Source organism: Streptomyces sp. BYX5S (assembly GCF_054724165.1).
Genome location: NZ_CM138829.1, coordinates 6,448,496 through 6,461,786 on the forward strand (window position 1 = coordinate 6,448,496; position 13,291 = coordinate 6,461,786).

Annotated in this window: 9 protein-coding genes; 6 read left to right on the forward strand and 3 right to left on the reverse strand. The window is 71.5% G+C overall.

Annotation, left to right across the window (positions count from 1 at the left end; translation table 11 throughout):
• Nucleotides 1-59: 59 nt before the first annotated feature.
• Nucleotides 60-2,258, reverse strand: a complete 2,199-nt coding sequence (locus ACYBSK_RS29005; RefSeq protein ID WP_460243901.1) for a protein kinase domain-containing protein — start codon at nt 2,256-2,258, stop codon at nt 60-62.
• A 367-nt stretch (nt 2,259-2,625) separates the two neighbouring features.
• Here ACYBSK_RS29005 and ACYBSK_RS29010 point away from each other — a divergent pair, with 367 nt between their 5' ends.
• From ACYBSK_RS29010 to ACYBSK_RS29035, 6 genes are all read left to right on the forward strand, one after another.
• Nucleotides 2,626-5,397, forward strand: a complete 2,772-nt coding sequence (locus ACYBSK_RS29010) for an SCO5717 family growth-regulating ATPase (protein ID WP_460243902.1) — start codon at nt 2,626-2,628, stop codon at nt 5,395-5,397.
• A 288-nt stretch (nt 5,398-5,685) separates the two neighbouring features.
• Entirely contained in the window at nt 5,686-7,590 is a 1,905-nt protein-coding gene (locus ACYBSK_RS29015) for an ABC transporter substrate-binding protein (protein ID WP_460243903.1), read from the forward strand.
• 56 nt (nt 7,591-7,646) lie between these two features.
• Nucleotides 7,647-8,735: an ABC transporter permease gene (locus ACYBSK_RS29020; protein WP_457480208.1), complete on the forward strand. Its 1,089-nt coding sequence runs from the start codon at nt 7,647-7,649 to the stop codon at nt 8,733-8,735.
• The gene (locus tag ACYBSK_RS29025) at nt 8,732-9,664 is read left to right on the forward strand and encodes an ABC transporter permease (protein ID WP_460243904.1); all 933 of its coding nucleotides are present in this window, start codon (nt 8,732-8,734) and stop codon (nt 9,662-9,664) included. Before ACYBSK_RS29020 ends, ACYBSK_RS29025 begins: the two co-directional genes overlap by 4 nt.
• On the forward strand, nt 9,661-10,656 hold the full coding sequence (locus tag ACYBSK_RS29030) for an ABC transporter ATP-binding protein (protein WP_457480210.1): 996 nt from the start codon (nt 9,661-9,663) through the stop codon (nt 10,654-10,656). Before ACYBSK_RS29025 ends, ACYBSK_RS29030 begins: the two co-directional genes overlap by 4 nt.
• Complete coding sequence (locus tag ACYBSK_RS29035) at nt 10,653-11,657, forward strand: oligopeptide/dipeptide ABC transporter ATP-binding protein (RefSeq protein WP_457480211.1); 1,005 nt, start codon at nt 10,653-10,655, stop codon at nt 11,655-11,657. Before ACYBSK_RS29030 ends, ACYBSK_RS29035 begins: the two co-directional genes overlap by 4 nt.
• Nucleotides 11,658-11,715: 58 nt before the next feature.
• Here ACYBSK_RS29035 and ACYBSK_RS29040 read toward each other — a convergent pair whose 3' ends face one another.
• Both ACYBSK_RS29040 and ACYBSK_RS29045 read right to left on the reverse strand, forming a co-directional pair.
• A complete protein-coding gene (locus ACYBSK_RS29040; protein ID WP_457480212.1) occupies nt 11,716-12,186 on the reverse strand; it encodes a carboxymuconolactone decarboxylase family protein in 471 nt (156 codons plus the stop codon).
• Between the two features lie 108 nt (nt 12,187-12,294).
• Nucleotides 12,295-13,254 (reverse strand): bifunctional riboflavin kinase/FAD synthetase, encoded by a 960-nt coding sequence (locus ACYBSK_RS29045; RefSeq protein ID WP_457480213.1) that lies wholly within the window; start codon nt 13,252-13,254, stop codon nt 12,295-12,297.
• Nucleotides 13,255-13,291: the final 37 nt, after the last annotated feature.

The following is a 13,291-nucleotide window of genomic DNA, read 5'->3' on the forward strand; positions in this document are numbered from 1 at the left end:
TGGGAAGCCGGACGGAGCGGAGCGGGGCACTCCGTGACGGGTCGGAGCCGGGGCCGGGGTCACTTCATGGGGTAGGCCGCCAGCTTCGCGTTGTCGCTCAGCGAGATGATGCGCGTGCGCTCGGGGTTCTCGTAGAAGCGGTCGCCGTCCGTCTTGTACGTCGACGTGACCGCCCGGCTCTTGAGGTCCACGGCGTGCAGCTGCGCACCGTTGCGGTAGTACGCGGACTTCTTGCCGACGAGCGGGCGCCACTGCCTGGACTGTTCGTCGGCGCTGCCGCCCTTCTCCACCCACAGGCGCTTGCCGCTGCCCGGCCGGTACGCCGTCAGCCCGACCCCCTCGCCGACCGCGTACAGCACGCCGTCGGCCAGCGTCGGAGGGCCGAAGGCGTGGCCCTCCGGGGTCTGCCACTGCGCCTTGCCGTCCTTGAGGCGCACGGCGCGCAGCCGGGTGCCGCCGATGTAGAGGTGGGTGTCGTCGGCCGCCATCTCGGCCCACAGCATGGCCGTGTCGTCGACGAGGTAGGACACGTCCCACAGCACATGGCCGTCCTTCAGGTCGCGGACGACGATGTGGGGTTCGTCCTCCTTGACGTTCTGGAACGTGATGAGGCGCCCGCCGGCGACCTTCGCGCCGACGATGTGCATGGTCTGGTCGAGTTCCACCTTCTTGGGCAGCGCACGCTTCCACAAGGTCTTCCCGCTGGCGCAGTCCACGGCGCGCAGGGACCACTTCTGCGTGGGGTCGTAGCCGAGCTTGTCGCCCTTGTCCTTGCCGACCGCGACGTAGGCGATGCCGTCGGCGACGCACAGGATCTGGTTGCCCTCCAGGTGGTCGGTGGTGTCGGCGAGGCGGGCGAGCGTCTTGAGCTTCTTGCCGGTGCGCGGGTCGACGGTGTCGAGGGTGACGGGAGGGCCGGGTTCGTCGTCCTCGTTGACGTTGTACGAGAGGTGGTAGAGCTTTCCGTCCGCGGCGGCCCACTGCCAGGCGCTGCCGATGTGGTCGTCCCAGCGCTTGGTGCCGTCGGAGAGGTCGAGCCCGCGGGCGTATCCGCGCATGGCGACGGCGACGCCGTCGACGATGGCCGGGATCATCGCCTTGCCCTTGACGACGCCGGTCTCGTAGTAGCCCTCGTCGTCCCAGAGCGGGTCGAGGTTGCGGGCCACCTTGCGGGCGGGTCGCGCCTTGGGGTCCGCCGCTTCCGGGTCCCCGGACGACCGTCCCGTCCACCACACAGCGCCGCCGCCCGCGACGGCGCCCGCGGCGAGCACCCCGCCGACGGCGAGGAAGCGGCGCCGCGAGACGGGTCCGGCCACGGCGTCGACGGCGGTGGTCCCCGCCACGGTGTGGTGCTGCGGGGCGGCCAGCCGCTGCGGCGCGATCTGCCATACGTCGGTGGCGCGGCGGCCGATGTCCCCGAGCAGCACGTCGGAGAGGTGGTCGGCGAACTCGCCCTGGCCCGAGTGGAGTTGGGCCGCGAGCTGCTGGGTGGTGGGCCGGTGCGCCGGGTCCTTGTGCAGGCACGGCGCCAGTACGGGGACGAGCCCGGCGGGCACCCCGGTCAGGTCCGGCTCCCCGTAACGCACCCGGTACAGCAGGTCGGCGGCCTGCCCGTTGCCGAACGGGCCGCTGCCGCGCGCCGCGAACACCAGCACCCCGGCGAGGGCGAACACGTCGCCCGCCGGGCCGTGTTCCTGCCCGGTGGCCTGCTCGGGCGACATGAACGCGGGGGTGCCGACCGCGGAGCCGGTGTGGGTGAGGTGGATGTCGCCGATGGCGCGGGCGATGCCGAAGTCGATGACCTTCGGGCCGTACGCGGTGACCAGGATGTTGGACGGCTTGAGGTCGCGGTGCACGACGTCGCTGCGGTGCAGCTGCCCAAGTGCCGCGCACAGGGCGGCGCCCAGGGCCCGAACGGTCGCCTCCGGCATCGGACCGCCGTTCTCGACGGCCTCGTCGAGCGGGGGCCCGAGCACGTACTCGGTGGCCAGCCACGGTGTCTCGGCGAGCGGGTCGGCGTCGACGACCTTCGCCCCGAACTGCCCGCCGATGACCCGCGCGGCGTCGATCTCCAGCCGGAACCGGGTCCTGCCGGCCTGGTCCGCGGCGACGGCGGCGTGCATCGTCTTGACGGCCACGGTCCGCCCGCCGGCGGTCCGCGCGACGTACACCGTCCCCATCCCACCGCTGCCGAGCCGCGCGACAAGGCGGAACGGGCCGAGCTGTACGGGGTCGTCGTGGGTCAGCGCGGTAGGCATGGGCTGTCAGTTCTCACGGGGTCGGGTGTGGTGCGGGTCGGTGCGCGGCGGTGCGTGCGCACGGTTCGGTACGGGTGATCGCGGTGCGGGGCGGTACGTCGGTGCGGCGCTGCGGTACGGGTGGGTCGGAGGCCGTACGCGGACGGGTGGGGGACGGGTGGGCCCCCCGGTCCGCATGCGCACGCCGTGCCCTCCCCGGTCACAGCGCGGCGAGTCTAGTCGACCGCCTGTGACGCACGGGGGGCCGTCGGGCGTGCGGGGCCTGCCGTGCGGCGCGGCGCGGTGATTAGGCTGGGGCGGGACGTGCCGTGTGCCGTCAGGGGGACAGGGGGAGGCACGCCGGTGCTCGACCACACCAGGAGGCATTGTGAACAGCGATCGTGACGATGTCCGCGATCCGTCCGACGCGGGGGCCAGTGTCGAGCAGACGGGCGAGTTCACCATTGAGTACGCCCCGCCGCCCTGGTACACGCAGGGCCCACCGGCGCCGCCGGCTCCCGGGCAGAACCCGTCCGGTGACCTGGAGAGCGCCTCGACGCTGCGCTTCTCCGCGCCGTCCCTGAACCGTGACTTCGCCGAACTCGCGGCCCTCGGCGAACCCCCGGAGGACCGCCGCCCGGAGCCGCCGACCCCGGCTCCCGCCCCCACCGCGGAGAGCCAGACCCCCGAGGAGCGGGCCCGCGCGTGGGTCGATGCGCACCGGGTGCATGTGGAGATCGATACGGGTGGCTCCGCCGGACGGGGTGTGACTGCTGGTGCGGGTGGTGCCACCGGTGCGGTCGACCGCGGCGATGCGCTGGGTGGGGGCGGTGCGACCGGTACGGGTGACGCGGTCACATCGACCGGGGCGGAAGGCGCTGTGGGTGCGGGCGTTGTGGCCGGTGCGAGTGGTGCGACCGGTGCCAGTGGTGTCGGCGACACGTACGCGGCCGGAGGCTCCAGCGGCGCGGGCGTCGTGGCCGCCGACGCCACTGCCGGCTCGGATGACGTGACCGATGCGCACGCCCCGGCCCAGGCAACCGGCCACGGTGAGGCGACCAGTACGCACGCCCCGGCCGACGCAACCGGCCACGGCGACACGGCCAGTGCACACGCCCCGGCCGACCCAACCGGCCACGGCGACACGGCCAGTACGCCCGCCCCGGCGGACTCAACCGGCCCCGCCGCGACGTACGACCCGACCGACGCCCCCGCCCCGGTCGCCGCCCCCGCCCCGGTCCCCACCCCCGCAGACGCCCCCAGCTTCCCGGCCCAGGCGCCCGCCGCCGAAGCGGCCGGCGGCGTCGCGGGTGTGGCCGCGGCCGACGCAACCCCGTTCGGCGCCGGGGCGCCCCCGGCTCCCGCCTCTCCGGGTGGCTGGACTCCCCCGCCCCCACCCGCGGGTGGGGTGCCGCCGCTGCCGCCGACGTTCCAGCCGGCCGCACCCGCCGCCGCCCCGGAGTGGACCACCCCCGGCCCGGCCGAGCAGCCCCCGGCACTCCCGCAGCCCCCGGCCCAGCCGGTGGCACCGACGCCCAACCCCGCCGCGCCCGAACCCGGTTACGGCTTCCCGCAGCAAAGCCAACCGCTGCCGCCCGCCCAACCGGTCGCCCCGCCGCCTCCGGCACAGCCCACCCCGCAGCCGGGCTACGGCTTCCCGCAGTCGGCACCACCGGCCGCGCCCACCCCTGAACCCGGCTACGGCTTCCCGCCGGCGCCCCCGGCCCAGGCCCAGACGCCACCCAACGCGCCCACCCCCCAGCCCGGTTACGGGTTCCCGCAACCCCCCGCCCAACCGGCGCCCCCGGCCCCGGCCCACGCCAACTACGGCTACCCCCAGCCCTCACCCCAACCGATGCCCCCGGCTCCCCCGGCACCGCCAGCCCAGCCCCAGCCCGCGTACGGCTCCCCACCGCCCCCTCCGGGCTACGGCTACCCCCAACAGCAGCCCTACCCCGCCTTCGGCTCCCCGCCACCGACCCCGGCCGCCCAAGCCCAAGCCCAACCGCAGCCCAACCCCTACCCTCACCCCCACCAACAACCGCAGCCGCAGCCGCAGCCCCCACACACCCACCCCTCCCCCACCTGGCAGCAACCCCCCGCCCAACCGGCCCCGCAGGTCCCGCACACCCAACCCCCCGGCGGAGCCGCCCCCGCTCCCTCGCACCCCCTCGGCTACACCGCCGCCGTGGAGCTGTCCGCCGACCGGCTGGTCAACAACAAGCGGCAGAAGCAGCGCAGCAAGGCGCCCAGCGCGTCCGGTGGCGGGCTCTTCAAGTTCGGGGGCAAGAAGGAGGAGTCGGAGCGGCAGCGCAAGCTGGACCTCATCCGCACCCCGGTCACGTCCTGCTACCGCATCGCCGTGATCAGCCTCAAGGGCGGCGTCGGCAAGACGACCACGACGACGGCCCTCGGCTCGACGCTCGCCGCGGAACGCCAGGACAAGATCCTCGCGATCGACGCGAACCCGGACGCCGGCACCCTCGGCCGCCGCGTCCGCCGCGAGACCGGCGCCACAATCCGCGACCTCGTGCAGGCGATCCCGAACCTGCACTCGTACATGGACATCCGGCAGTTCACCTCGCAGGCCCCCTCCGGCCTGGAGATCATCGCGAACGACGTGGAGCCGGAGGTGTCGTCGACGTTCGACGACGAGGACTACCGCCGGGCCATCGACGTACTCGGGAAGCAGTACCCGATCATCCTGACCGACTCCGGCACGGGTCTGCTCTACTCCGCGATGCGCGGAGTCCTCGACCTGGCCGATCAGTTGATCATCATCTCGACCCCGTCGGTCGACGGCGCGTCCAGCGCCAGCACCACGCTCGACTGGCTGTCCGCCCACGGGTACTCCGAGCTCGTCGCCCGTTCCCTCACCGTCATCTCCGGGGTCCGCGACACCAGCAAGATGATCAAGGTGGACGACATCGTCAGCCACTTCCAGACCCGCTGCCGGGACGTCGTCGCCATCCCCTTCGACGAGCATCTCGCGGCCGGCGCCGTGGTCGACCTCGACATGATGCGGCCCAAGGTGCGGGAGGCCTACTTCGACCTCTCCGCGCTGGTCGCCGAGGGCTTCGCCCGCGGTATGCAGCCCCAGGCGCCGCAGCACCCGCACCCGCCGCACTCGGGACCCGGCTGGCAGCCACCGCACGCGTAGCCGCGCACGTGGCCGCACCCGCCGCGACACCCCGAAGGGCCCGCACCGTTGCACGGTGCGGGCCTTTTGCGCACCCTGTCCCCATCCGGGTGCCACTCCCTGGCCTGCACAGCGTCAGAGGTCTCGACCAATGTGCGTGAAATGCGGGTCAACTCGTTATTTCCGCAGGCCACATGGGGTTCACCCACCGTTGACGTTCCTCAACTGCCGCTGATAAACCAACACTTCAATCCACCTGAATTCCCGGATCCAGCCAAGCTGTGCGATCGATGCGCGAGGTCACCGCCGATGGACACACCAGTTCAGCAAGACCAGCACGACAGAACGGCACGCCCCGCGCGTCGCGGAGTGCGGATACTCCTCGCGGCCGGCGCCGCGGCATTCACCCTGACGGCGGGGCTCGCCACGCCACTGAACCCGGCGCCGCGGCAGGCCGAGGCACAGCAGGCGGCCGCCAAGGCCGACAGCGGCTCGAACAAGACCCTCACCGTCGCCGTCGCGCAGAGCGTCGACTCGCTGAGCCCCTTCCTGGCGACCCGCCTGGTCAGTACGAGCATCCACCGTCTGATGTACGAGTACCTGACCAACTACGACCCCAAGGACAACCGCGTCATTCCGGGCTTCGCCACCAAGTGGGAGCCGTCGGCCGACAAGCTGACGTGGACGTACACCATCCGCTCCAACTCGAAGTGGTCGGACGGCGAGAAGGCCACGGCGCGTGACGCCGCCTTCACGTTCAACAAGATGATGACGGACGACGCGGCGGCCACCGCCAACGGTTCCTTCGTCGGCAACTTCAAGAAGGTCACGGCGCCCAGCGACACCAAGCTCGTCATCGAGCTGAAGAAGCCGCAGGCGACCATGACGTCCCTCGACATCCCGATCGTGCCCGAGCACATCTGGAAGGACGTCAAGGACTACTCGAAGTTCAACAACGACAAGGACTTCCCGATCGTCGGGAACGGTCCGTACGTCGTGACCGGCTACAAGACCGACCAGTACGTCAAGCTGAAGCGCAACCCGGACTTCTGGCGCAAGACGAAGACGCCGCAATTCGACCACCTGGTCTTCAAGACGTACAAGGACCAGGACGCCGCGGTCGCCGCCCTGCGCAAGGGCGAGGTCTCCTTCGTCGCCGGTTCGCCCGCCCTGACGCCCGCTCAGGCGGCGTCCCTCAAGGGCGAGAAGAACATCAAGGTGAACGAGGGCCCCGGCCGCCGCTTCTACGCCATCGCGGTCAACCCGGGCTGGCAGACCAAGGACGGCAAGAAGTTCGGCGACGGCAACAAGGCGCTGCTCGACAAGACGTTCCGCCAGGCACTCTTCAAGTCCGTCGACACCAAGACGATCGTCGACAAGGTCTTCCAGGGGCACGCCGTGCAGGGCGAGGGCTACATCCCGCCGCGCTTCAAGGACTACTTCTGGGAGCCCTCGGGCGACCAGAAGCTCGACTACGACAGCGACGCCGCGGCCAAGATGCTCGACGACGCGGGCTACAAGATGAAGGACGGCAAGCGTCTCGACAAGGACGGCAAGCCGATCGACCTGCGGATGCTGTGCCACGCCACCGACCCGAACGACAAGGCGGTCGGCAAGTACCTCAAGGAGTGGTGGGGCAAGATCGGCATCGGCCTCAAGCTGAACTGCGTCGACGACGTCTCGGTGCCCTGGTACGCGGGTGAGTACGACCTCGCCTTCGACGGCTGGTCGGTCAACCCCGACCCGGACTTCGTCCTCGGCATCCACACCTGCGCCGCGCTGCCGAGCAAGCCGAAGGAGGTCGCGCAGACCGACAACGGCATCTGCGACAAGACCTTCGACAAGCTCTACGATCAGCAGCTCGCCGACTACGACCCGGCCTCGCGCGCGGACACCGTCAAGAAGATGGAGTCCTGGCTCTACGACTCCGGCTACATGAACGTCATGGCGTACCCGAACGCGGTGGAGGCCTACCGCACCGACCAGATCAAGTCGATCCAGACGATGCCCACGGCCGCGGGCAACATCTACGGCCAGGACGGGTATTGGAGCTGGTGGTCGGCCGAGCCCGCGTCCGCGTCGGACAGCGAGGACAGCGGCTCGTCCAGCTCCACCGGCATCGTGATCGGCATCGTGGTCGCGGCCCTCGTCGTCATCGGCGGCGGAGTGCTCTTCGCGCGGCGGCGTCGCACGACGGCGGACGAGCGCGAGTAGCACCACCGGCACGTCCGGCTCACGTCCCGGGCGAGTAACGAGAGTTCACCTGAACCATGACAGCTGACAGCACCCCGGCGCTCGTGCGGTCCGCGGACGCGCAGTCCGGCGGCGACCCGGCTTCGGCCGGGCCGCCGCCCGCCGCCCGCGGGCCCCGGGCCCGCAACACCAAGGCGTACGTGAGGTACGCGCTGGCGAAGATCGGCGGCGCGATCGTCTCGCTCTTCGCCGTCCTCGTCACCAGCTTCTTCCTCTTCCGTCTCATCCCGTCCGACCCGGTCAAGCAGATGACCGGCGGCCGCAAGGTCTCCTCCGAGCAGTTGGAGAACCTGCGCCACCAGTACGGCCTCGACCAACCGATGTGGAAGCAGTTCACGTCGTACATCGGGGACGCGCTCTCCGGCGACTTCGGGATCTCGTACCAGTTCCACACCCCGGTGATGGACAAGATCGTCGACGCGCTCCCGGCGACGCTGCTGCTCACGGGCACCGCGTACGTGCTGTACTCGGCGCTCGGCATCTGGCTGGGGACGCGCACGGCGTGGCGCAACGGTTCGCGCAGCGACCGTTTCAACACGGCGTTCGCGCTGACCCTGTACTCGGTCCCGTCGTTCTGGCTGGGCCTGCTCCTCATCATCGTCTTCGCGGTCGGCATCGGGCCGATCCCCGGCATGTTCCCGACGGGCGGCCTCGAAACGGGCGGCGAGACCGGGTTCGCGTACCTCCTCGACGTCGCGCACCATCTGGTCCTGCCGGTGGTCACCCTCGTCGCGGTCGGCTACGCGCAGACGCTGCTCGTCATGCGTTCCTCGCTGCTCGACGAGATGGGCAGCGACTATCTGACGACGGCGCGCGCCAAGGGCCTGCGGGACGACCTCGTGCGCCGCAAGCACGCGGTGCCGAACGCGATGCTGCCGACGTTCACGCTGATGTTCGTGAACCTGGGGCACGTGGTCGCCGGGCAGATCCTCGTGGAGACGGTGTTCTCCTGGCCGGGCCTCGGCGGCCTGTTCTACCAGGCGCTCTCCGTGCCCGATCTGCCGCTCGTCCAGGGCCTGTTCTTCGTCTTCGCCACCGCGGTGATCCTCGCGAACACCCTCGCCGACATCCTCTATCCGCTGCTCGACCCGAGGGTGGGCCGATGACGACGACCGAGACCCCTCCCGAGAAAGCGCCGAAGGCGCCGAGCGCGCGCTCCCTCGCGCGCGCCCGCAAGCGCCAGTCCCTGTCCCGCTTCTGGCGTTCCTACCGTTCCCACCGCAGCGGGCTGTGGGGCCTCGGCCTGCTGATCCTGATCGCGCTCATCGCGATCCTCGCGCCGGTCCTGGTCGGCGAGGACTCGCAGAGCGTGACCGACGCGCCGGGCGGCCCGCTGGAGGGGCCGAGCGGTGAATTCCCGCTCGGCACCGACCAGTTCGGCCGCAGCGTGCTCGCCCTCGTGGTGTACGGGGCGCGTGTCTCGCTCACCGTGGGCCTGCTCGCGGCGTTCCTGTGCGTGGCGATCGGCACCGTCATCGGCATCGTCGCGGGCCACTTCCGCGGCTGGTACTCGACGGTCCTGATGCGGATCACCGACTGGTTCCTCGTCATGCCGACGCTGGTCCTGGCCATCGCGCTCGCCACCGTCATGGACCGCTCGATGTGGACCGTGATCATCGCGATCGGCGTGACGACCTGGCCGACGACGGCGCGCCTGGTGCGCGCGCAGACCCTGTCGGTCGAGGCGCGCCCGTACATCGAGCGGGCGCGGGCGCTGGGCGGCAGCCACAGCCATGTCATGACGCGGCACGTGCTGCCGAACGTGATGCCGCTGGTGCTCGCGCAGACCACGATGATCATCTCGTCGGCGATCCTGACCGAGGCGACGCTCGCGTTCCTCGGTCTGTCCGACCCGACCGTCACCTCCTGGGGCGGCATGCTCCAGGACGCGCGCGAGGCGGGCGCGGTCAGCGCCGGCGACTGGTGGTACCTGGCCCCGCCCGGCATCGCCATCGCGATCGTCGCGCTCTCCTTCACGCTGTGCGGCCGCGCGGTCGAATCCGTCCTCAACCCGAAGCTGGGGGTGCGGTCATGACGCTTCTTGAGGTACGGAACCTCGAAGTGACCTACGCCGGCGGGGCGCAGGCCGTCCGCGGTGTGAACCTGACCGTGGAGGCGGGCCAGAAGCTCGGCATCGCGGGCGAGTCCGGCTGCGGGAAGTCGACGCTGGCGCTCGCGCTGCTGCGCCTGCTCCCCAAGGACGCCAAGGTCACCGGCGAGATCCTGCTGAACGGCGAGGACGTCCTCACCATGAAGTGGGGCCAGGTCAGGGCGGTGCGCTGGGCGGGCGCCTCGATCGTCTTCCAGGGCGCGATGCACTCGCTCAACGCGGTGCACCGCATCGGCGACCAGATCGCCGAGCCGATCCTGCTGCACAAGAAGGCGACGCAGGAGGGCGCGAAGAAGAAGGTCGGCGAACTCCTCGAACACGTGGGGCTCCCGGCGGCGCGCGCGAACGCCTACCCGCACGAGCTCTCCGGCGGCCAGCGCCAGCGCGTGATGATCGCGATGGCGCTCGCCTGCGAGCCGGACCTGATCATCGCCGACGAGCCGACGACGGCCCTCGACGTGATGATCCAGGCCCAGATCCTGCGCCTGATCGAGCAGTTGGTGGCCGAGGAGAACCTCGGCCTTGTCATGATCAGCCATGACCTGGCGGTGCTCTCCGACACCTGCGACCGGCTCGCCGTGATGTACGCGGGCCGCGTCGTCGAGGAGGGCCCGGCCCTCCAGGTGTACGAGGACGCCGTGCACCCCTACGCGAAGGCGCTGTCGGCGGCGTTCCCGACGATCGGCGACCCGGCGTCCCGGTTCGCGCCGCGCGGGCTGCCCGGCGACCCGCCGGACCCGTCGGCGCTGCCGTCGGGCTGCACGTTCCACCCGCGCTGCCCGGTCGCGCTCGACGTGTGCGCGAGTGAGGACCAGGTGCTGCGGGTGGCGGGTCCGCAGCGGCGGGCGGCGTGTGTGCACGTGGGGTCGAGTGACGCCCCGGTCGCGGAAGTCGAAGCAAGGAGCACCACGGCATGACGGAAACGCTTCAGAAGCCGGACGGCTCCGTGCAGACCCTCCTCAGCGCCGACAAGCTGCACGTCACGTTCCCCGGCCGCCGCGGCGCGGCCGAGGCGCGGGCCGTGGACGGCGTCGACCTGGACATCGCGCCGGGCGAGATCGTGGCGCTGGTCGGCGAGTCCGGCTGCGGCAAGACGAGCCTCGCGCGCACCCTGCTCGGCCTGGAGAAGCCGACGTCGGGCCGGGTCACGTTCGCGGGCGAGCCGCTGGACTACGCCTCGAAGGCGCTCAAGGCGTACCGCAAGCGCGTCCAGTTGGTCCTCCAGGACCCGAGCGGCTCCCTCAACCCCCGGCACACCGTGTACGACGCGGTGGCCGAGGGGCTGCGCATCCACGGATACGCGGGCGACGAACGCGAGGCGGTCACGAACGCCCTGTCCCGCGCGGGCCTCAGGCCCCCCGAGCGGTTCTTCCTGCGCTACCCGCACGAGCTGTCGGGCGGCCAGCGCCAGCGCGTCGTCATCGCGGGCGCGCTGGTCCTCGACCCGGAACTGATCGTCGCGGACGAGCCGGTGGCGTCCCTGGATGCGTCCGTACGGGGTGAGATCCTCGCCCTGCTGCTGCGCCTGCGCGACGAGCTGGGCCTGTCCGCGCTGGTGGTCACGCACGACCTCGGCCTCGCGTGGAACATCGCGGACCGGGTGGCGGTGATGTACCTGGGCCGGATCGTGGAGACGGGCCGCGTCGAGGACGTCCTGACCGCGCCCCGGCACCCGTACACGCAGGCCCTGTTGTCGGTCCTGCCGGAGGCGCCGGGCGAACCGGTGGTCCTCACGGGGGAGCCGCCGGACCCGTCCCGCATCCCGGCCGGCTGCCGCTTCCACGCGCGCTGCCAGGTCCTCGCGGACGGCCGGGCGGAGCGGGCGGGGGTCGCCGACGCGTGCCGGACCGTGGACCTGCCGGTCCTGACGGGTGCGGCCGCGTCGCAGGTGGCGTGCCACTGGGCGGCGGCCGAGTAGAAAGCGCAGGGGGAGGGCCCGGCTCCGTGGAGCCGGGCCCTCCCCCTGTCCCACGGGTTCAGCCGAACATGCCGGGCACGTAGTCGCCGCCCTGCTGCTGGGTCATCACGTTGACCCGGTTGAACGTGTTGATGACGGCGATGCAGCCGATCAGCGCGCCGAGCTGCGTCTCGTCGTAGTGCTTGGCGGCCCGCGCCCAGACCTCGTCGGAGACGCCGGCGCTGTCCGCGAGGCGGGTGCCCGCCTCGGTCAGCTCCAGGGCGGCCCGCTCGGCCTCGGTGAAGACCTTGGCGTCCCGCCAGGCGGCGACGAGGGCGAGCCGGACGGCCGTCTCCCCCTCCTCGGCGGCGTCCTTGACGTGCATGTCGAGGCAGCCGGAGCAGCCGTTGATCTGGCTGGCCCGGATCATGACCAGGTTCAGCGTGGCCGCCGGCACCCCGAAATCGGCGGCGGACCGGCCCGCCGCGATGACGTGCTTGAGCATCTTGCCGAGGGCCGGGTTGGAGAAGAGGTCGAGTCGCGGTTCCATGAGGGGCTCCTTCGCACTCCGTCATAAGCGGTGACATCCCCTATGACGGAGCGGCCCGCCCCCGTGTGACACCCGCCGAAGTGACCCGCGTCACACGACGCGACGGGGTCAGCCCTCGTGCGGCTCGCTCGCCTCAAGCAGTTCCCGCGAGCGCTTCACGTCGTCCGCGATGGCAGCGACCAGTTCGTCCAGCGACTCGAACTTCGCCATGCCGCGCACGAACGCCACGAACTCGACGGCCACGTGCAGGCCGTACAGGTCGAGGCCGACACGGTCGATGGCGTACGCCTCGACAGTCCGCTCGGTGCCGTCGAACTGCGGGTTCGTACCGACGGAGATCGCGGCGGCCATCGCCTCGCCGTTCACGTGCAGCCATCCGGCGTAGACGCCGTCGGCCGGGATCGCGGTGTGCGGGAGCGTCTCCACGTTGGCCGTGGGGAAGCCCAGCTCACGGCCGCGCTGCGCGCCGCGCACGACGACGCCCTCGACGCGGTGCGGGCGGCCCAGGATCTCGGCCGCGCCCGCCACGTCGCCCTCGGCGACGAGCCGCCGCGTCAGCGTGGAGGAGAACGCCTCGCCGCCGCCCGCGGAACCACTCACGTACAGATCCACGACCTCGACCTCGAAGTCGTACGTTCCCCCCTGCTCGGCCAGGAAGTCGACAGTGCCCGCGGCCTTGTGGCCGAAGCGGAAGTTGGGGCCCTCGACGACCACGCGCGCGTGCAGCCGGTCGACGAGCACCTTCGCCACGAAGTCGGCGGGCGACAGCTTCGAGAACTCGGTGGTGAACGGCAGGATCAGCACCGCGTCCACACCGAGGTCGGCCATCAGTTCGGCGCGGCGGTGGTGCGGGGCGAGCAGCGGCGGGTGCGAGCCCGGCCGCACGACCTCGCTGGGGTGCGGGTCGAAGGTGACCACGACGGCCGGAACGCCCAGCTCACGCGCCCGCTCCACGGCCCGGCCGATGATCAGCTGGTGCCCGCGATGCACCCCGTCGTAGGAGCCGATGGTGACGACGCTGCGCCCCCAGTCCTCGGGGATGTCCTCCAAGCCACGCCAGCGCTGCACGGTGATTGCCCCTCGCAAACCTGTGTACGACCGTTAC

Bases quoted from the DNA above. Each gene is read 5' to 3' on its own strand.
- ACYBSK_RS29005 (WP_460243901.1), bottom strand. From the start codon at position 2,258: ATGCCTACCGCGCTGACCCACGACGACCCCGTACAGCTCGGCCCGTTC.
- ACYBSK_RS29015 (WP_460243903.1), top strand. From the start codon at position 5,686: ATGGACACACCAGTTCAGCAAGACCAGCACGACAGAACGGCACGCCCC.
- ACYBSK_RS29020 (WP_457480208.1), top strand. From the start codon at position 7,647: ATGACAGCTGACAGCACCCCGGCGCTCGTGCGGTCCGCGGACGCGCAG.
- ACYBSK_RS29025 (WP_460243904.1), top strand. From the start codon at position 8,732: ATGACGACGACCGAGACCCCTCCCGAGAAAGCGCCGAAGGCGCCGAGC.
- ACYBSK_RS29030 (WP_457480210.1), top strand. From the start codon at position 9,661: ATGACGCTTCTTGAGGTACGGAACCTCGAAGTGACCTACGCCGGCGGG.
- ACYBSK_RS29035 (WP_457480211.1), top strand. From the start codon at position 10,653: ATGACGGAAACGCTTCAGAAGCCGGACGGCTCCGTGCAGACCCTCCTC.
- ACYBSK_RS29040 (WP_457480212.1), bottom strand. From the start codon at position 12,186: ATGGAACCGCGACTCGACCTCTTCTCCAACCCGGCCCTCGGCAAGATG.